This is a genomic window from Bacteroidota bacterium, from assembly GCA_016718825.1.
Taxonomy (GTDB): Bacteria; Bacteroidota; Bacteroidia; order J057; family JADKCL01; genus JADKCL01.
The window spans coordinates 103,268-123,471 of the sequence record JADKCL010000003.1 but is presented as its reverse complement, the minus strand read 5'-3'; the positions used below and the strand labels follow the sequence as shown (position 1 = coordinate 123,471).

General features: G+C 51.7%; 12 protein-coding genes. 4 read left to right on the top strand and 8 right to left on the bottom strand.

What is annotated here, in order from left to right:
• The first annotated feature begins 83 nt into the window (after positions 1-83).
• Positions 84-233, top strand: coding sequence for a hypothetical protein (locus IPN95_04240; GenBank protein MBK9448615.1), 150 nt, complete (start codon positions 84-86; stop codon positions 231-233).
• 214 nt (positions 234-447) lie between these two features.
• Entirely contained in the window at positions 448-2,064 is a 1,617-nt protein-coding gene (locus IPN95_04235; GenBank protein ID MBK9448614.1) for a DUF853 family protein, read from the top strand.
• Here the strand turns inward: IPN95_04235 and IPN95_04230 are convergent, their stop codons facing one another.
• On the bottom strand, positions 2,065-3,105 hold the full coding sequence (locus IPN95_04230; GenBank protein ID MBK9448613.1) for a hypothetical protein: 1,041 nt from the start codon (positions 3,103-3,105) through the stop codon (positions 2,065-2,067).
• A gap of 545 nt (positions 3,106-3,650) precedes the next feature.
• On the opposite strand from IPN95_04230, the gene IPN95_04225 reads away from it, so the two are divergent.
• Positions 3,651-6,005, top strand: coding sequence for a glycoside hydrolase family 3 C-terminal domain-containing protein (locus IPN95_04225; protein MBK9448612.1), 2,355 nt, complete (start codon positions 3,651-3,653; stop codon positions 6,003-6,005).
• A 258-nt stretch (positions 6,006-6,263) separates the two neighbouring features.
• Positions 6,264-8,597 (top strand): T9SS type A sorting domain-containing protein, encoded by a 2,334-nt coding sequence (locus tag IPN95_04220; GenBank protein MBK9448611.1) that lies wholly within the window; start codon positions 6,264-6,266, stop codon positions 8,595-8,597.
• Positions 8,598-9,300: 703 nt separating this feature from the next.
• Here IPN95_04220 and IPN95_04215 read toward each other — a convergent pair.
• The 7 genes from IPN95_04215 to IPN95_04185 form a co-directional block, all read right to left on the bottom strand.
• Complete coding sequence (locus tag IPN95_04215) at positions 9,301-11,346, bottom strand: family 16 glycosylhydrolase (protein ID MBK9448610.1); 2,046 nt, start codon at positions 11,344-11,346, stop codon at positions 9,301-9,303.
• A 7-nt stretch (positions 11,347-11,353) separates the two neighbouring features.
• Positions 11,354-12,649, bottom strand: coding sequence for a hypothetical protein (locus IPN95_04210; GenBank protein MBK9448609.1), 1,296 nt, complete (start codon positions 12,647-12,649; stop codon positions 11,354-11,356).
• The gene (locus IPN95_04205) at positions 12,646-13,980 is read right to left on the bottom strand and encodes a T9SS type A sorting domain-containing protein (protein ID MBK9448608.1); all 1,335 of its coding nucleotides are present in this window, start codon (positions 13,978-13,980) and stop codon (positions 12,646-12,648) included. The genes IPN95_04210 and IPN95_04205 overlap by 4 nt, the downstream gene beginning before the upstream one ends.
• A 22-nt stretch (positions 13,981-14,002) precedes the next feature.
• Entirely contained in the window at positions 14,003-15,226 is a 1,224-nt protein-coding gene (locus IPN95_04200) for a hypothetical protein (protein ID MBK9448607.1), read from the bottom strand.
• Between the two features lie 23 nt (positions 15,227-15,249).
• Positions 15,250-16,251, bottom strand: coding sequence for a hypothetical protein (locus IPN95_04195; GenBank protein ID MBK9448606.1), 1,002 nt, complete (start codon positions 16,249-16,251; stop codon positions 15,250-15,252).
• Between the two features lie 4 nt (positions 16,252-16,255).
• Positions 16,256-17,836, bottom strand: coding sequence for a hypothetical protein (locus tag IPN95_04190; GenBank protein ID MBK9448605.1), 1,581 nt, complete (start codon positions 17,834-17,836; stop codon positions 16,256-16,258).
• Between the two features lie 153 nt (positions 17,837-17,989).
• Positions 17,990-19,885, bottom strand: coding sequence for a hypothetical protein (locus IPN95_04185; GenBank protein ID MBK9448604.1), 1,896 nt, complete (start codon positions 19,883-19,885; stop codon positions 17,990-17,992).
• Positions 19,886-20,204 lie beyond the last annotated feature (319 nt).

Here is a 20,204-nt window from a genome sequence, read left to right as displayed (position 1 = left end):
TTCCCGTGAATTGCGGTTTCCATGACCGATTGCTCGATTTTGCTACCCGGGCTCAAACGGTCACTGTCCTATTGAAGGGCGGGATGAATAGATTTGATACGAAAATCAAGGACGTTTTCACGAGAAGCGGGGCGGAATTCATCACTTTTGACAATGGTGAAACGTATCGCTTGGATGAATTGGCAACCGTGAATGATCATTCGTCCGATACTGGAGTCTGCTTCATCGACTGATACAAACGGTTATTTCAATTGATCATGAAATCCAAGGAAACGGGATAGTTTTCTTTTTTCCTGCCATCTCAACCTGAATCTTATACCGTTTCCAATCCTCAACTGCTTCCATGTCAAAAGTCATATCCTCAAATTCAGCGAAGGCGGGTTTGAACGGGCATCCATTCCCAAAAAATCCTATTTTTGCTGACTCAATTCAGAAACACAGAAAACAATGGCCAACAAGGAGGAATTTGTCAAAAAGGTTCAGGCGGGATACACCTTCAAGGGTGAATCGATCACGTTGGGTGCTTCCATGCTCAACAACGAGCTCCTGACCGATGCCATGGTGAGCATTCCGCTGAAAACGCTCAACCGGCATGGCTTGATTGCCGGCGCGACCGGAACCGGAAAAACCAAAACCCTCCAAGTCCTCGCCGAAAATCTCTCCTTGCTCAGCATTCCGGTCCTGATGATGGACATCAAAGGCGACATCAGCGGGTTGGCCGCGGCCGGAACTGAAAATCCAAAAATCAAGGAACGTCAAGACAAAATCGGTCTCCCATGGACACCCAACGGCTATCCTGTTGAACTTTTGACGATTTCCAAGCAGGATGGCTTACGCATGCGTGCGACGGTTTCTGAATTCGGGCCGGTGTTGATGGGCAAGATCTTGGAGCTGAATGATGTACAGGGGAGCGTGCTCTCCTTGATCTTCAAATGGTGCGACGACAATTGCCTGCCGTTGCTGGATCTCAAGGATCTGAAAAAGGTGCTGCAATACATCACCAACGAAGGCAAGGCGGAGATTGAAAAGGAATACGGCAAGGTCAGCACAAGCACGACCGGCATCATTCTGCGCAAAATCGTGGAAATGGAGCAACAGGGTGCAGAGTTGTTCTTCGGCGAAAAGTCATTCGAAGTGGAAGACTTGACCCGTATCAGCGACGATGGCTACGGCGTGATCAATGTCTTGAGGCTGAATGATATCCAAGACCGTCCGAAGATGTTTTCGACGTTTATGTTGTGTCTGTTGGCTGAGATTTACCAGACATTTCCGGAAGAAGGCGACATGGATGCGCCGAAATTGGTGATTTTCATCGACGAGGCCCACTTGATTTTTGAGGAGGCTTCGGGTGCGCTGATGGACCAAATCGAAACGATGGTCAAGCTCATCCGCTCCAAAGGCGTCGGGTTGTTTTTCTGCACACAAAATCCGGATGACGTGCCGACAGCGGTGCTTTCGCAATTGGGTCTGAAGGTGCAACATGCACTCCGCGCATTCACCGCCAAGGATAGAAAAGGCATCAAACTTGCCGCCGAGAACTTCCCGATTACAGAATATTACCAAGTCGACGAATTGCTCACCCAAATGGGCATCGGCGAAGCTTTGGTGACCGCCCTCGACGAAAAAGGCATTCCGACGCCCCTCGTGCATACCTACTTGCGCGCTCCGCAGTCACGCATGGACGTGCTTTCGGATGCAGAGGTGCGCGAGATCGTGAGCAGTTCCAAGCTCGTGAACAAATACAACACGGAAATGGACCGTGAAAGCGCCTACGAATTGCTCAACGAAAAGCTCGCCGAGGCAGAAGAAGCTGCTGAAAAAGCTGAATTGCAACGCAAGGAAGCCGAATTGAAAGAAAAGGAGGATGAACTTCGCCGCAAACAGGAGGAGCGCGAATCCCGTACGCAACGTTCGCAGAAAAGCACGTTTGAGCGTGTGGCAACGAGTTCGGTGGGGACGACCATCGTGCGCGAAGTCACGCGCGGCATCTTGGGTGTGCTTGGCTTGGGTGGCAGATCACGGTCGACATCGACGCGGAAACGCAGCAAGCCGGGTTGGTGGTGATCAATCCGCTGTGATGTTGGGCGCGAAGTCAATCAGCGTCTGCACCATGGAACCGTCCTTGAAGAAAATCCGCACTTGTATGGGGACATGTCCCGCATCGGTCCATTCCTGCCGGAACTGATTTTCCAGGTCATAGGCGCGCATCCAAAGAATTTTTCCTTGTTCCGCGGTCGAGGAGGCCACTTTGCGGTATTGCACCTCTTGGATTTCGCCGAGTGTGGCGGCGTCGCTTTCGAGGTGTACGCTGTATTGATACACTTTTTTGTGGGTTTTCGGATCTTCAAATCCGTTAGGGGAGCGGTGAAAAGCCAACAACAAAAGGGCTTCCTCGGCGGGTTCGTCGGTTGCAATCGTATGTGCAACGGCGGTGTGCCTTTCCGTGGTGGATGCAGGCAAAGCGTAGATTTTGGCAGTTCCCTGATAGGCAGCGGGAACGGCGCCGACTTCCCAGTTTTGACCGGTTGTTTCGACGTAGAAGTACTTTTTGCCTGCCCAAAGATAATGTTGGCCGGTGAGGCCCGTGATGGAAAGGCCGACGGACATGTGGCCGGGAGGCGACAGCAGCACACAGTCGATGCCCATTTTGTCAAGCACGGCGGCGAGTAGGATGGAGGTGTCTTCGCAATCACCGCCGCCATCGCGCAGCGTTTCGATCGGGTATTTGGGGTATTCGCCCGTTTCTGTTTGATATTGAAGGCTTTGGACGAAGTCGATCACCATGTTGATCTTCTCCCATTCGGTCAGATTTTCCTCGATCGCCCGCCGGTCAAATGCCGCAGCCAAGCGTGCAGTGAGTTCAAAACCAACATCTTCCTTGATGTAGTTTCCATACTGATAGGAGCGGGTCTTGCCAGCATAGTGGGAATGCATCGCCTCGGGAACCTTGACTTTTAATGTTTCCGATTCGCCGAAGCTCTTCCAAACAAATTCCTTTTCCAAATCGGCGGCAGCCACCCCATTCGTCAGCCCTGCCACCAAAAACATACCCAAAAAGAATTCCTTCCGTCCCCAGGAACGGTCCCTTTTTTTCGCAGCATCCATAACCGAAACGTTTTTACATCCGAATCAACAATCCACGCAACCCTTGCTGTTCAACTTCTGATCTGAGGAGGCAAAATCCATGGTTTCTGTACGGATGGCAATACCAAAGGTTAGGCTTATGTAGGCGCATGAGCGCGTAAATCCCTCATATTCAAAAAAGTGCAAATCTCAATTTTTGGGACGCAGCTTGGAAAATCTGATATTTGGTAGAATTCCGGGGAATTGATGCTACTCAAGTATCCCATGTATTTGCTGGTTTGTCCGTGACCAACATTTGCAGGGATTCATTTTTCCGGCGAAAAAGGGTGGGGTAGATCTCAAATCGAATTGCAAACATTCGTCGGCTAAGAGCGGTAGGCGTTTGCGGAAGGGGTATGCGCCTTATTGTAATTTGCACAAGAAGCCAGTACTCCCTAAATTTAACAGCTTATTTTGCGTTAATTGATGGGAATTTAACACTGAATCAAATGGTGATGGACTTCGGATGGATGTTGGCTTCGCTCGGGCTAATGCTTGTTTTGGGTGCCAATTGGCTCCTGCCAATGATGCACAAAGTACGCTCAGGCGCTTCCTCTCCGCGTAAAATGCCCATAAGTTGGGTAACGTTGTCTGCCTTCGCTTTGGTGATGACGATCGGCTGCAAGGGCATCGAACCCAGCACGCAAGTTGAAAACCAGGCCTATCAAGACGGCCCCCTTTCCCGTTATGACAAGCAGGTCGAGCAAGTGCTTTCCCAAATGAGCTTGGAGGAAAAGGCAGGTCAAATGACACAGGTGACGCTGGAAATGCTGCTGCAAAGGGATGGTAACGGCAAGATCAAATTGCCGGCGGCTTTTGATCAGATGAAACTGGATTCTGCACTCGGTATTTATCGCGTAGGCTCCATCCTCAACAATGTGGGTCACACCATGGATCTGCCGACGTGGCACCGCCTTCTCAAGGAAATCCATGCTTACAAAACTCCGGCCGGTCGCCCCAAACTACCCGTATTGTACGGCGTCGATGCGATCCACGGCGCGAACTACACGGTAGGAGCTACGCTTTTCCCTCAGGAAATCGGTTTGGCTGCAACTTGGGATCCCCGTTTTGCTGCGCAATGCGGAATGGTGACGGCCTATGAGACCCGCGCTTCAGGCATTCCATGGAATTTTTCACCTGTCCTCGATCTTGGCCGGCAACCGCTTTGGTCTCGCATATTTGAAACATTTGGAGAAGATGTCTTTCTGGCAAAAGCCATGGCAACTGCGATTGTGAAGGGCTACCAAGGCGATTCGCTGGGTGCCGATTCTGAAAAAGTCGCGGCATGCCTCAAACATTTTGTCGGTTACTCGATGCCGCTTTCCGGCAAGGACCGCACACCAGCCTGGATCTCGGATCGGCAGCTCAAAGAGTACTTTTTACCCGTTTTTCAAGCTGGCATCGATGCCGGGGCACAGACGATCATGATCAATTCGGGCGAGATCAATGGCATTCCGGTTCACGCCAATTATGACCTCCTCACGACCACCTTGCGCGGCAAGATGGGCTTCAAAGGATTCACGGTCTCTGACTGGGAAGATGTGAAGATGCTTCACTCGGTACACCGGGTTGCCGCAACGGAGCGTGAGGCTGTGAAAATGGCGGTGATGGCAGGGATGGACATGAGCATGGTGCCGCTGCAATTTGATTTCGCGACGTACCTCGTCGATCTCGTGCGCAAGGGTGAGGTCCCCGAAAGCCGCCTCGATGAGGCTGTGCGACGTATTTTGACAGTGAAGTTCAAGCTGGGCCTTTTTGATGATCCGCTCCCGAATCTGGATGGATTTGGGAAATTTGCCTCCAAGGAATTTGCCGACATCGCCCTGAATGCTGCCCGCGAATCCGTGACCTTGCTCAAGAATGACAACGCCGTGCTACCGCTGTCCAAAACAAGCCGTGTGCTGGTTGCAGGTCCGGGCGCGCACTCACTCAATGCGCTCAATGGCGCATGGACGCATACATGGCAGGGCGAGGAGACGCGCTTCAACACTGCTGGAAAATCGACGGTATTTGAGGCCATGCGGACCATCGGGGGCCCGGCCAACGTCACCCTGCTCGATATGTCCTTTGCCGACAGCGCGGCACCGGCCATCGCCACAGCGGCAGCGCAAGCCGATGTCATCGTTTTGTGCATCGGCGAGAAGCCGAGTACCGAGAAGCCGGGTGACATCGTGTCGCTCGACTTGTCGCAGGCGCAGCAGGCATTGGTCCAAGAGGCTGCCCGCACTGGAAAACCGATTGTTTTGGTCTTGCTTGAAGGCAGGCCACGCATCATTTCTGCTATCGAACCGTTGGCCAAAGGCGTTGTGATGGCCTACCTGCCCGGAGATGAAGGTGGCCAAGCGATCGCGGAGGTCCTCTATGGGATCATCAATCCATCGGGAAAACTCCCGTACACATACCCGCGCTATACAGGCGACCTGATCCACGACGATTATAAGACTTCGGAGACGCGAGACCCACAATTCGGGAACAATGCGATCCGCCCACAGTATCGTTTTGGAGAAGGGATGAGCTATACCCAATTTGGATACAGTGAACTGCTGGTCAACAAGACGACTGTCGGCGCTTTGGATTCGGTCATGATCAGTGTGCAAGTCACCAATACCGGCAATCGGGCAGGTAAGGAGGTCGTGCAATTGTATGTGCGCGATGAGTATGCAAGCATCACGCCTTCTGCGAGGCGTTTGCGGGGATTCGACAAAGTGAGCCTGCAACCGGGTGAAAGCAAGCTTGTCCTATTCATGTTAGACAGGAAGGACTTGGCCTTTGTGGATCGGGACAATCGCTGGCGCGTCGAACCTGGGGACTTCACGGTGATGATCGGTCCCCTTAGCAAGCGCTTCCAAGCTGCCTGGGATTGGAATGAAGGAGAGAAGTAGCAGGGCGGTCATTCGTCAAATTGTTGACTTCTTTGTTGGATTGTAAATGGCCGCCTGAAGTGGTTTGGGGGCTCTGTCGACGATTTTACGCATTTGGATGAATGTTTTCAGCGGCTTTGGTTCTGATCCAAATCCTACGAAAACGGGTGGAACATTTTCCTCGTAAAATAGTTATTGTAAAATGTACAATAATTCGCCTAGAATTCATAACTTGCTTTACATTCGTTCATTTTGACGGCTAAATAAATCAGTATGAATATGAAAAAGCTTCTACTTCTAGTTCCTTTGTTTTTGTTTGGATTTGCCCATGGTCAGGCATTGGCACCGCCGATCGACTTTGAGTCGGGTACGATTTCGTATACCTGGACAGATTTCGGGGGCGGTGTAGCCACAGTGATCAACAACCCACAATCATCGGGCATCAATACCAGCACCAAAGTGGGGCAGATGGTAAAAAATGCGCCTGAGGTTTGGGCAGGCAGCTATCTGCAAATGACCAATCCGATCGACTTCTCCGTGAACAAGATTTGGAAAATGAAGGTCTATTCGCCCCGTGTAGGTGCAAGGGTGCTGTTCAAGGTGGAAAACATCAGCAATGGAGCCGTTTTCTTTGAGCGTGAAGACACGTCGACTGTGGCGAATGCCTGGGAAGAGCTCACTTTTGACTTTTCGGCCATTAACACTTCGAATTCCTACCAAAAAATTGTCCTCATTTGGGATCTGGGTGTGGCCGGCAACGGTAGCGCGAACTTCACTTTCCTTTTTGACGACATTCAGCTCATCAGCAGTGGTGGTCCATTGTTGACGCAAATCGATCTTCCTGTGACATTTGACGTGCCAACGGTGGATTACACGATGACCGATTTTGGCAACAACGCTACGGTTGTCGGTGCTGACCCGCTCAATTCGCTCAACAATGTTGGGATCACCACCAAGGGACTTGCCGCACAAACGTGGGCTGGAACAACCATCAGCACGGGTTTGGGATTTGTAAATCCGATTCCATTTGCAATCAACAATACGGTAGTATCCGCGCGTATTTGGTCACCTGATGCAGGCATTCCGATCCGCCTCAAAGTCGAAGACCACACCAACAACACGATCACTTGCGAGACAGAAACGATGACGACTGTGGCTGGCGGATGGGATACGTTGCTGTTTGACTTCAGCCTGCCTGTGGCGAATACTGCCGCACTCAACCTGAGCAACACCTACGACTTGATGTCGATCTTCTTCAACTTTGGTACCGACGGAAATACTGCCGGCGTCAAAGTCTACTACTTCGACGATGTCATGTTTGGTGCTCCGGTGATGCCGCTTGATCAAATCGATCTGCCGATCACTTTTGAAGGGACAACCACCGACTACACGATGACCGATTTTGGAGGAAATACCTCGCAAGTGATCGTCGATCCCAACAATTCCCTGAATCACATTGCCGAGACGATCAAAGGTATCACTGCCCCGACCTGGTCCGGTACCACGATCAGCACACCGATGGGGTTGGCCACTGCCATTCCATTTACCATCACCGATACCAAGATGTCCGTGAAGGTTTGGTCACCCGATGCAGGCATCCAAGTGCGTCTGAAAGCCGAAGACCACACGAATCCGACCCGCTCCGTCGAGACGGAAGCCACCACAACGGTTGCCAATGCTTGGGAAACACTTGTTTTTGACTTCAGCAATGAAGCTCCCGGTACGGCCGCACTGAATCTGACCTATACCTTCGACATGGTCTCGATCTTCTTCAACTTTGGTGTCGATGGCGCTACTGCCGGTTCCAAAACCTACTTCTTTGACGATGTCATGTTTGGTGCACCCGCCAATCCGCTGATGCAGATCGACCTTCCAATCACATTTGAGGACTCGATGGTGGACTACACGATGACCGATTTTGGAGGCAATGCCTCACAGGTGATCGTCGATCCCACCGATTCCCTGAACCATGTTGGTGAAACGATCAAAGGCGCGGGTGCCCAGTCTTGGGCCGGCACCACGATCAGCACCCCGAGCGGTTTGGCCACGGCCATTCCATTCACGATGATGGAGACTTTCATTTCTGTACGTGTATGGTCGCCCGATGCAGGAATTCAAATCCGCCTCAAGGCCGAGGATCACCTCAACAATACGATCACGGTCGAAACGGAAAAGACCACGACGGTGGCTGGCGGTTGGGAAACATTGGTCTTCGATTTTTCCAATGAAGTGACTGGAACTCCAGCGCTGAATCTCAGCAATACCTACGACCTGTTGTCGATCTTCTTCAATTTTGGTGTCGACGGCGCCACGGCTGGCCAAAAGACCTACTATTTTGATGACGTGGAATTCGGCAATCTTGTCGCTGTCGAACGTCCAGAACTCGTTGGCCTTCAGTATTATCCCAACCCCACCACGGGTGGCTTTCGGATTCAGGCAGAGCAGGCCATGGAGTCGATCCAAGTCTTTGATGTCATGGGCAAGCTGGTGTATCAACAAAAGGCAGATGCCAACCAAGTTGCCCTCGACCTGAGTGCGCTGCACGCTGGCGTATATCTGGTTGCTGTGCAATCAAAAGAAGCTTTCAGCAGCTTTAATGTTGTGAAGTATTAATTGAGTTTTTGAATATTTTGGAAGGCGCAGCGACTCATTCCGCTGCGCCTTTTCTTTTTTATAAACCGGGACTTGGACTACAGTCAACATCGGTTTTCGAAGATATCTATTTGACAACCTGTTTCCAGTTTCCTTGATAATCAAGGTCCAATTGGGTATCTTCTGGAACCCCCGGAATAGGGGATTTGCTCCTGAATGTTCTTTGATTGGTAATGGCTTGTCTTTTTTGATTCGATTCTGCGCCTTTTCTCAATTGGACTTTGCCAGGGCAAGGGGCACGAATCTATTGTTCATTGGACTTTCAAGACTTGTCAAAGGCAAACCTGATGATGTCCATTACAATGGTTTAGAAAATCTCAGTCTTGTGCAGGCCAATGAAGGAAGCTTCTCATATCACATTCTGACCCTAAGCGTGAAGCAGTTCAGGACGAACTTGGCCTCCTTTTTTCCTCCAACGATGAGCTTTTCCTGCGAATAACGCACTTTGGGGAGGCACCCCTTCATCGGATTGGTCGTTTGACTGGCTCTGATCAACCACAACGACGATAGTGATCCTCGAAGTGAGTCAGATGGAATGGATGCTGATATCTTCGAAATGGCGGCCCAAGAATATCTAGCTATGATTCGCAACAGGCCAAACAAAGAAGTTGCCTTGTAGCACACTCTACTAAATTGTCAAATCCCATTTCCCAATTCGCCAGCCTCAATCGACCAGCACCAATTTCTTGATCACATTGCCTTTCTGACCATCTACCCGCAAAAAGTAGATCCCGGCGGCTTGATCCTTCAGCTCAAAACTAGATTGCCGCGTACGCAGGTTTTGAGTGAGCACAACACGCCCCTGCAAATCCAAAACTGCCATGCTGACAGCGCCCTTGGGTTCGATTCCCAAGTCCAATTGGAAAGTGCCGTTGGAGGGATTGGGGTAGACCTGCAGCATTGGCTCGACCGTGGGTTCGGTGGTCGCCAAGGGTGTAGAACTGTAGACCCGCACATACTCGACCGTCATCGTTTGCGGCAATTGCGTGCTGCCATTGGGGTAGCCGGGCCAATAGCCGCCCACCGCAACATTGAGGAGGATGTGCATGTTCTGGTCAAAAGGCCAATCGGCAGGAGAAATCTCCCATGGGCTCACCGAGTGATACAACACCGAGTCCATGTACCAGCGAATTTCATTGGGTTCCCATTCGATCGCATAAACATGGAAACCATCTGCGTAGTCGTCTGCGCCTGGCAGATCGTAATAGCTGCCATCCATGAAGTGTCCTGCACCCGGTGCGGGGCCGTAGTGAATCGTGCCATGGGCACGGTCCGGGGCACTGCCGATGAGCTCAAAAACATCAATTTCTCCACTGCTGGGCCATCCGCCATAAACTTGATCGGTGGGCAACAACCAGAAAGCGGGCCATATCGCCTGGGTTTTGGGAGATTTCAAACTTGCTTCGATGCGTCCGTAAGTGAAATCGCCCTTTCCACGCGTCGTCATGCGTGCAGAGGTGTAGGAAAAGCCGGAAAGGCTTTGCAAGCGAGCGGTAATTTCAAGATTGCCGTTGACAATGCTGGCATTGTCAGGGCTTGCCGTGTAAAACTGCTGCTCGGTATTGCCCCAGCCCCCGACACCGTTTCCGATGTCATAATTCCATTTGCTGGCATCGATGTTGGGGCCGTCAAACTCATCTGACCAAAGGAGGTAGCGCGCATCCTGGCATGGACCGCAACCACCAAAGCATTCTGCAGCCATGCGCGGCGTCGCGTCAGGTACAATTTGCAGGCGTTCGCCATTGCCATCATTGCATGCGACAGGCACGACTTCTGCCGTCGCGCCGTTCAGGAAATGATACCGCAGGCTGTCTCCCGCTTTGGCGACGACATTGATGCCCCAGATTCCATGCCCAAGGTCCTTGAGTGGCGAGGCGGTCGTACTCCAATTGTTGAAATTTCCGGCAACAAACACGCCGGCTGGTGCAACGACAGTTTGGCTCATGTCGACCTCCAAGTACATATTGACATCGTGTGGGGGGCAGCCGTTCCAGGGGGAGGCGGGGAGCGTAATGGCACCCGCACCCATGGGCACGTACACCGAGCGATTCGTGAAATTGAAATTGGTGACCGTACAAGGCGCACCAGGAGAGAAGGCTTCAGCAGTCGTCCAACCATTGCGCGTGTACTTGAATTCATGCATGCCAGGGGCCAATGGGCGGGTTACTTCGTAAATGAGGTCATTGTTGACGTCCGACATGAGGATGCAGTTGCCACACCAGTTGTCGAGGCTGTTGCCCGTGACATACGTTGCGCCACTGCCCAAGGCCGTCATGTCGACTTGATAGGTGACGTTCACTACAGCGGGTGCCGTGAATGGGCCGCAAGCCATGCAGGAATCGAAGCAGACGACTGGCAAAATCGTATCATTTTGCCCGAGTTGCAAGATTCGGTTGGTATTGCCATTCGAGCTTTTGGTGCAATAAGCAGCCGTCGGGCTCGTCAAAAGTTCTGTGCCTGACCAATTTCCATTCAGAAATTTGTATTCGTATTGGCCGGGGAGAAGCTGCAGGGTGATTTCATAGACATCGTCGTTGTTCAGGTCGCTCATTTCGAGCATGCCATCATACCAGTCTACAAAGCCTCCAGTGAGGCGCACTTGACCTGCGACATTCTCATTGCGCATGTCGACCCTGAAAGTAACATTCTGCCCGATGGCACTGAATGCCAAGCCCAAAAACAACAAACCCAACAGCTTATACTTCAACATACGCAATTCATCGTTTTACGAAAAAGGGTGTATTCATAATGCCGACTTTGCCAGCATCGTCTTTGGCCACGATATACAAGCGGTAGGCCCCGGCTTCTCTCGGCGCCTTGAACTGCAGCTTGTTTCCATCTTGTGAGAGGATCAAACCATCGACTGCTTCAGGTGCCTTCTCGAAATCGCCGCCAGCCTTGGTTTCCGTACTTTCAGGAATAAATTCCCATTTGATCTGCATTGGTCTGTTTTCGGGATCAACGGCATCGACCACGGCCTCATACGTTTTGCCGGGTACGAGGTAAATGTTTTCGCGGTGGGGTTTGCCGTCAATGGTCATGCCGCTCACGCGCGGCGCGCGGTTACTCGGCCATGCGCCGCTCCACGCATATTGCAGCACGTCGATAGCCTCGGTCGGTTCTCCCGATTTCAGGAACAGCCCATACCAAGTGGCGGTCGTTTCCTGCTTGTTGCCCCACAAAAACACAAAGGAGCCGATACTCAGCGTCTTGTCGGCGGCAATGTACTTCTGATAGCGTTCGAGGTAAATGTCGGCTTTCTCTGCCCCGGTTTGCTCACGGGCTGCGCCCCATTCATATTTCGGACTTTCCCAGTGGCCGTTTGGGCCCCACTCGGTGATCATATAGGGGCCACGCCAGCCGAAGCTGCGGATTTTGTCGGGCACATTTCCGATGTCGCCATAGGTGTTCACGCCGAGGATATCAATCGAAGGGCATTGCTCGCGAATCATTTGCACCTCAGCGACGTCGATTCCCGCTGTGACCGTCATTGTCGGATGGTTGGGGTCGATTTGCTTGATCATCTTGGCAATCTGCTCCACCGCAGGCCAAACCTTGAAGTTTTTGTAAAACAGGTCCATTTCATTGCCCACTGCCCACATGAGCAGCGCGGGATGGTCCTTGTAGCGGGTCACAGTCTCGCGGAATTTTTCCAATTGCCCTGCGACGGCATATTTGTCGTTGTAATCAAATCCATGGCGCTCGTGCCCGACCCAAAGGCCGAGGCAAACCGTGAGGCCGCGCGCTTGCGCTTCATCCAAAATTTTGCCCGCGTTGTCGTCGCTCCAGGTGCGGATCGTGTTGCCGCCACAGGCAACGACTTTGTCGAGCTCCGTTTGTCCGCCGGCGCCGTTGACATAGTAGGGCTTCCCTTCGCGGTACAAGCTCCAATTCCCGTTGTCTACCTTCAGGGTGACGGGAATGGCACCTGATTGTGCTTGCAGGAGCGGATGACCCGGGCTTCCAAATAGAAGCCCGGTCACCAACCCTAATAATTTCAACGCTTTTTTCATTGTGCGATCACGAGCTTTCCACTCTGCTGACTGCCATCGACTTGCAAGGTCCACATGTATACACCGGGCGCAAGCGTGGTTGCATCCAGGGGCAAGGTGTGGCTGCCAGCACCCATGCGGCCCGCGGTTTGGGACAGCAGCGTGCGTCCTTGAAGATCACGCAGCGACCATTGCACCTCAGCGCTTTTGCGCAGGCTGAAATCCAGCGATGCGCGGCCATTGGTCGGATTGGGGAACATGCCTGCATGCACCAAGGGAGCGTTTTGCGCATTTTCCGTGCCCACCAATTGGAAGCCGTTGAGCCTGAAATTGTCAAACCAGAAAATGTCAAAATCGATGCTGCCTGGATCGAATAGCACGACCGCATGGTCGATGCCGACATAGTTCGTAATCGGACTGAAATCAAATGTGAGTTCCTCCCAAGTATTGGGCTGTGTGATGCGGGCACTTGCCGCAAGGATTTCAGTGGTGCCGTTTTGCAAGGAGACGACGACATTGGCGGTGTCACCATAGACCATCATTTTCACTTGGTTGTGGGTGGTCAGGTCGAGGGTGCCAGCCAATCGAGCCACGATCACGTCGGTGCCGCCGATGTCTGGATTACGGGCATACTTACCGGCATAAGGACTGGTGTTGGCACCGCTTGTCACTGGATTGGGCTCCTCGGTGAGCCAGCCTTGGCGGTATTCGTAGAAGAGGTTGCGGTGGCAGTCAAAATCTTCGAATTCCGTGAGGGGATCCAAGGCAACACCTGCACATGGATCGTTGAATTCCGGACCCATCAGTTCGTCGAAATAATACGTCGCGTTGGTGTTCGTGCCCGGATTGAAGAGCAGAATCAAGGAAGTCACCGCTGTATTGGAGACGGATGGGTCGGGGCGGTTGTCAAAGGCAAATGTCAGGGTCTCCCATTGATTGGCAACGGTGGTCGTCGCAAGGTAGACGCTGTGGCGACCGGTTGGATAGTTGGTAGGTCCAGCGGCAGCGGAGTCTTCCAGTGTGATTTGGACCGGAATGCCGGCTGCAGGGCTGTAAACCATGACGCTCATGGTCTTTGTGCCAGCGACATATCCCGAAACATCGTTCATCAATCCGCCGGGCACAATCACGAGCACGTCATACTGTTCAGCGGCGTTGCGTATGTATTTTCCGCAAACTTCGCTGCTATTCGCGCCAGTGGTGTCAGGATTGCTGCTGAATTGATCGAGGGTACCGTGCACAAAGTCATAATAGACCCTGCGTTGATTTTCAAAATTGTCATAGGTGACCTGCGCAGATGCCCATGTAGTGGCCAAAAAGCAGAAAGCTAGAAGTAGTAGTTGTTTTCTCATAACACTATCTGTTTCAATTCGATCATTTACCAAATGGATTTTTGGGGTTTCCCCGGAATTCAACCAAGCTGATTTCGTCGATATTAAAGGCTGATTCTCCTTCGACGGCGATTTTCAATGCTTTGATTTCGGTGAGCTCGACTTTGTTTTCCAAAAAGGGAAATTGCCGCAATGGGATCAAGACTTGGGTCCAATCGGGGCCGAATGTGGCATTTGCGCTGTAGATTTCAGATAACTCGACCCAAGCCGTATGGTTGCTATAGTCTTCGAATCCCAGTTTCACAACAGGCATTTGATTGCCGTTCGCGGGCTTCACGTACAATTGCAAAGCAGCCGTTGCTTTGAGCAGGCTGATGTCGTTGTACAACCAATTGTTCCAGTTGAAACCCATTTCATTCCACGTGCATCCATTTTTTTGCGGGGCCACTTCCACCCGAACGGAAGCAAATCCAGCCTTGAATTGCGTGGAGTCCATGGTGAAATTGCGGCAATACAGCGGATTGATACCCCAAGCATGCGGCAGGGCGTCTGAAAACAAACTGCGCGGACATGCATCGTGAACGACAGTCAGGTTGGTCTCCTCACGGCCAAATTCGCTTTTGAAGGGCACGATGGTCATTTCATCGATGTACACATCGGCGATGCCCTCAAACTGCATGAGCAATTGTTTGATATTGCTCAATTCGATACCGCTCTTACGGTAGTCAAAAGAGCTCAAAGGTATCCTCACTTTCGTCCAGTTCTGCCCGATCTTACCACCTTCAATGCCCAACGGATTCATCACAGAGGCGGTTTGCTTTCCGTCATAACCTTCGAGCAAAAACACAATCGGGATATAATTGATGGTGCCGGTGTCCACTCTTGCATAAAACTGGATCGCTGCGGTATCCATAATACCTCCCAAGTCCTTGCCCAACCAATTGGCCCAGCCGATGCCGAAGCCGATCCAAGGGCAACCTGCCGCAGTGCGGTCCCATTTCAAATGGAGGGAAGATGTGCCTTGAAAGGCGGTTTTTTCTGTTTTTTCGACCAATTTACAGGCGACGTCCTCAACACCCCACATTTCGGAGGAGACTCCGTCGTGGTAGAGATCGGTCATGGTGAACCCCTTGATCCCCGGCAACGGAACGCCTTGGTTGTCATAAAGGCTCAATTCTTTGAGACTCGCGCAGGAGGGAAGCAGGCAGGAAGTGATCAACAAGCAAGCCACGGCAAATGCACAACTTCGCCTGCGAAGAACTAACATCTGCAATATTTTCTTGACTGATTTCAAGGGTTCAGAGCGCCTCCGGTGGTCCAAATCATATAGTCCAAATCTGAGCGCGCTTCGCCGAGATTGGGATCGGAAAGCAGGAGAATATCCAGCAAAAGAATTTTGTCGGGCTGATGGAATTTATTGCCATTTGCACCGCCAAACTGACCATCACTTGGGGTTGCCAATTGACTGTAGTCCAAGCTCAACAGGCGCCAACCGTCCCAGTCCACATTCATTTGATAGTCGTACCGATCCTCCGAATTGGCATCGTAAGTCCCATCGCCATTGTCGTCTTCGCGGAACTCAAATTTGAGCAAGGTATTGGCCTTGTCCCTTTCCCCATATATGAAGCAGTTGAAATACAGGTCATTCGGATTGGAGGGCAAAGCGAAATAGGTGGCCCCTCCGGATGGCGGAATCGAGATTTTGTTGATGAGCCAATCCCAATTGACCGTGCCATTCAAGCGAAAATAGAAATCGCCTTCAGCTGCAGGATGATCGGTCGAATCGGGATAAAAATTCACGCCATGGATGCCCCAATTGGCATAATTCGGGTTCAGGCCGTGTTCAAAATTATCGATCAAAACGCCTGGATTGGTCTTGGGTGCGGCGATCGTGAGCGTCGTGCGCAAGGTATCGGGCTCGTTGAGAAAGGTCATCATGACGTCGCAAGCCTCGGCCCCGAAGATCGGGAACACCGTCGTGTTTCCCATCCAAAGGCTGTTGGAAACATCGATTTTGGCCGATTTTCCTGTGATCACTTTTTGCGATCCGGTTTCCTGACCCGTGATGGCAATTTTCCAGTCGATGATTTTGGAAAATGCTGCCGTGAAGTACACGGTCTCCTGATTTGCAAAATCGACCGTGCTGCGGCTCAGCGCCATGGGTTCCAAAATGTCAAATTCGCCGTAGAGATCGTTGAGGCCCGGCCCGTCGAAATCGTCGGTTTTGCAGCCGGAGATGCTCAACATCAGCAAAAAGCAAGGCAAGGCAAATAATATGACTGACTTTTTCATTCGACTACAGATTCATGTTGAAGACGAGTAAAAATCGCTGAATTTGATACTTGGGCAGCGCACCATTCCGGTCGTGGACATTGATCCAGTTACCGGCCAATTGCAAGTAAATATCGTCCCGAAAATTGTAACGCACACCCGCAGCATAGATGCCGTGCGTTTCGTTTACCAAATAGATGGGCAAGTCTACCAATTCACCGTATTTGTTCCTTTCGGTGAGATATTCATTGCCTCGGGCCTGAAATAATTTCACGCCCATCATCACTTCAAGGTTCTGAACGACTTCTGCGCTCACGCCGACGTCCGCGAGCAATGATGTCAGGCGCAACTGCTCCAGGCTGTCGCCACCGCGCTGCGTCTGCTCAAATCGCAAGCCTGCGGTGAGCACCAATTTCTGCTTCCAAGCGAGCATTTTGTGCAGGTTCACGTCCGTACCAACACGACCCAGAAGGAAACGTTTGAGCTGCAATGTGCCCTGCCCCTGCAACTCTCCACTCATGCCGAGCTCCAGATTTGCGGCGATTTTCTCGCTCTTGGGCGCGTAGTCGGCACGCAGATGCAGGCCAGCCCGGTTGGGCGTTGCGTCGCCATAGGGGGTGGAATTGTTGTATTTGGGATCGAAGGTCATGAGGTTCTGTGACAAAGCCTGATTGTAGCGCAAGTCATCGGCGAGGATGTCAAATGCACTTGTCGGCCGGAGCACTTGTGCATCGGTGAGCCTGGGGAATACCGTATTGCTACCATCAAACATGAAACGTTTGGTTTGCGCCCCCGCGCTGCGAAAGCCTGGACTCACGGCGCGGTAAGCCAATTGGATCTTCAAAGCTTTTTTGGGCAAATTCAATGAAACGCCACCTTCGACAAAATTGCCCTTCAGGTCGGCCGGTGCCAGGGAGTCACCCAAGCGACGCAAGGTTGACATTCCTGCCTCGGCAAAAAACTCAACCATCATGCTGTCGTTTCCGAGGCGGTAGTTGGCAGTGAGGGTGCCGACCGGATTGTGAAACGAGGTTGATCCATTGGAGGTTGACGCGATTTCAAAAAGGTTTACCGCATTGAATCCGAGGTCAAATGCCTTACTCTGCCGCAATTTGATGGAGCTTCCGGCAAACAATTCGTCGGGCTTGCCGAGCCACACTGCCCCGCGGTTACGGGCAATGAAGCCATCAAAATCGATGGCCCGTATGAAACGCGTGAACTCCACCGTGAAATTGGTTTGCATACCCTGCAAGCGCCAATTTTCATCTTGGTAGAAATTCTCATAATTCACGATGTCGGAGTAAGGCGTGAAGATCGATGCTTGATGGACCGTTCCTTCTTGTCGATTGTTGAAAAGTGTGAAGCGTGATTGCTTAAGGTAAAGGTCGCCCACACTGTAGTGGATGCCTTTACCGACGATACCACGCAAGTAGAGTTGCCGCAATTGCACGGTTGTTCCGGCACCCCAAAAGCCACCAAAAGCCGTGCGAAAGCGTAAAATGGAACTGATTTCAAGTTTGGGATTGGGATTCACGTGAATGTTGAGGTCCAAGAGCATGTGGCCGCCGTTGGAACTGCGGTTGGTGGTCGTGTCTTGCTCGAGCACATCGCCTTTTAAGCGGTCCTGCGCAAAAAATGCCCTGCCCAGGCCATTGAACCAAACCTTGTCGGCAATGCCTTGACCCTGAATGTGACTGCGTCGGCAGTGCCATCCAGACGACGAGCAAAAGAGACAGACAATATTGTATTCTATTTCCCATCAAAAGAATGCTTTCAGTTCCAGCGTCGTTTCTTGCCCGCGGTATTTTTCCAATGTAAATGCTTGGTCCTTGAAATCATACCATTGGTGCCGTAGAAACAGCCCCGTGTTCTTTCCGATCTCCAAATCCAGACCCAAGCCCAAGCCAAGTCCTGTCTGATCGCGGGGCAATAACGTCACTACATCCAAATCGGTTTCCATATTGGCTTTGATGCGTTCCAGGCCGCCATAGGCGCAAAGCATCACCTTGGGATGGACTTGATAATACAGATCCAACTCATTGTAAAGTGTTCGCACGAATGCTTTATCCGTGAAGACAGGCAACGGCGACAGGAAATCTTGCGAATTGTTGTAGGTGCCGAGGTAGAAAAGGAAGAAGTTCTTCCCGCCGATCTTGCCGTTGTATTTGGCCTGTACATCGGTGGAATTGTAGCTCTTGGTGAAGAGCGGTAGACCCAGGCTATCGAGGTTGCTGTGGATGTTCACGACCTCGTAGGCGCCCCGAAAATAGGTGTTGAGGTGACTGTAGGGGCCGATATTGTTGGCAAAAAAGGCAAATCTTGAGATGCTGAGTGAATTCACACGGTGGTTGTAGGAGACTGCGGCATTGCCGCGTGTCAACTCCGTGGAAAAGCCAACGCCGGCATTGATTTTGAGCTTCCCAAGCACGAGCTCGCCGTTCAGGCTCGCACCCTGACGGTTGTTGGCCATGAAGCCGAGGTCCATCATGGGCCCCGCAAAAGGAGTGAGGGTGGTCGCGCCAAGTCCCTGCACACCCGTCAATGCCTCGAGCACCGAGGTGTTCAAAAATGCTGCATTCACATTGACAAACTCGGGTGCAATGCGGTAATAGGAGAGCTTGAGCGGAATGCCCGTATACCGCTTGGGAGTCGTAAGATCCACATTAACCCCCTCGCCCCATCCCAATTGCTGACTTTCGCTGTTGTAATAGCCGCCACCTGCCTCACCCCGCAACAAAAATCCCTTCCATTTGAACATGCCCTCCAACGTATGGATGCCGTAGGTTTTGCCTTCGCCACGGATGGAATCGGTCTGTGTGTAGTTGGAGAATGTATTGTAGGCGATCGTGTGCTTGCTCTTTCCAAACTCGCGCGCCAAGCGCCCCCCGTAGGCATAGTCAGGCAGCAACGTGCCCGTATTGCTCTGCATTTTCCCCGCGAAACCCGACAGATTGAATCCCAAGGGAAGTTGGGTCCCGTAAAGTGTGATGCCTTGAAAAGCACGTTTGCCAAAGCGGTTGTCATAATTGACCGCACCTTGGTCAAAATAAGTTTTGTAGCGCGTCTCCACGGCATTGGCGGGCTCCCATGGCACGCGCGTGAAAATGCTGTAGCGGTTGAAGGCGTCTGCTGCCCAGACCGTAAGCGGACTCTGTTGATACCAATTGATGCCCCCTAGATGAACGTCAAAGTTGCCATTGCTGGTTTTGATGGAGGTATAGAAGTTCACGCCGAGGTTGAGTGAGATGGCGTTGCCAGCCGTACTACCGAGGTAGGGAGCATACAGGAAAATGTCGGTGCCAAAAGTCGCGCCACTCACAGGCGTTCCCGTGATGGTGAGCAGCATAAGCGGTTCGCGGTAGCCGTCGCCGACCGAAATCGTTCGCGGCTTTGGCTCCAGGACCGAATAAGGCTGGGACATGTAGCGGTGAAACCCGTAGAAGCGGTAATACCCTGAAAAATTCAGGTTGCGCAACGGCTTCTTGAGGCGTGGATCGCTTAGGCTGATTCCCTTGGGCTTATTGACGCCCTCGCTGTCGGATGGCATCACGATCGCGGTCAGTGTCAGTTCCAATTGACGGGCCGACAGTTTGCCTGCCGCGCCAGCGGCCAGCAGCAAAACCATCAACCAATATCGGAAAACACGACGCAGCATCCTATGCTTTAAGCTAATTAAGGGGTTAAATTAATACTTATTGTTACATTTACAATAAGTTTTTTCATCAAAGAACGATTCTGATCCCGACGCCACATTTCAGAAGCGCATTCCCTTTGATGCACTTCCCGATTTTTTCGACTTTTCTGGGTGCTTAACAATTCCTGCCGCCGACTTGTTTTAGGATAAATTCAGCGACCTCCAACTCATAAATAGCCTTTTCACGCTGAATTTTCCCACTTCATCCCAGAGCACAACGTTTATTCGCAAAGATACTTATTGTAAACTTTACAATAAGGCTGCACAAATTGTCGAATGA

Excerpts from the sequence above, each read along its gene's own strand:
- IPN95_04240 (MBK9448615.1), top strand. The coding sequence starts at position 84 with ATGAATAGATTTGATACGAAAATCAAGGACGTTTTCACGAGAAGCGGG.
- IPN95_04235 (MBK9448614.1), top strand. The coding sequence starts at position 448 with ATGGCCAACAAGGAGGAATTTGTCAAAAAGGTTCAGGCGGGATACACC.
- IPN95_04185 (MBK9448604.1), bottom strand. The coding sequence starts at position 19,885 with ATGCTGCGTCGTGTTTTCCGATATTGGTTGATGGTTTTGCTGCTGGCC.
- IPN95_04205 (MBK9448608.1), bottom strand. The coding sequence starts at position 13,980 with ATGAGAAAACAACTACTACTTCTAGCTTTCTGCTTTTTGGCCACTACA.
- IPN95_04210 (MBK9448609.1), bottom strand. The coding sequence starts at position 12,649 with ATGAAAAAAGCGTTGAAATTATTAGGGTTGGTGACCGGGCTTCTATTT.
- IPN95_04215 (MBK9448610.1), bottom strand. The coding sequence starts at position 11,346 with ATGTTGAAGTATAAGCTGTTGGGTTTGTTGTTTTTGGGCTTGGCATTC.
- IPN95_04225 (MBK9448612.1), top strand. The coding sequence starts at position 3,651 with ATGCACAAAGTACGCTCAGGCGCTTCCTCTCCGCGTAAAATGCCCATA.
- IPN95_04200 (MBK9448607.1), bottom strand. The coding sequence starts at position 15,226 with ATGTTAGTTCTTCGCAGGCGAAGTTGTGCATTTGCCGTGGCTTGCTTG.
- IPN95_04195 (MBK9448606.1), bottom strand. The coding sequence starts at position 16,251 with ATGAAAAAGTCAGTCATATTATTTGCCTTGCCTTGCTTTTTGCTGATG.
- IPN95_04230 (MBK9448613.1), bottom strand. The coding sequence starts at position 3,105 with ATGGATGCTGCGAAAAAAAGGGACCGTTCCTGGGGACGGAAGGAATTC.
- IPN95_04220 (MBK9448611.1), top strand. The coding sequence starts at position 6,264 with ATGAAAAAGCTTCTACTTCTAGTTCCTTTGTTTTTGTTTGGATTTGCC.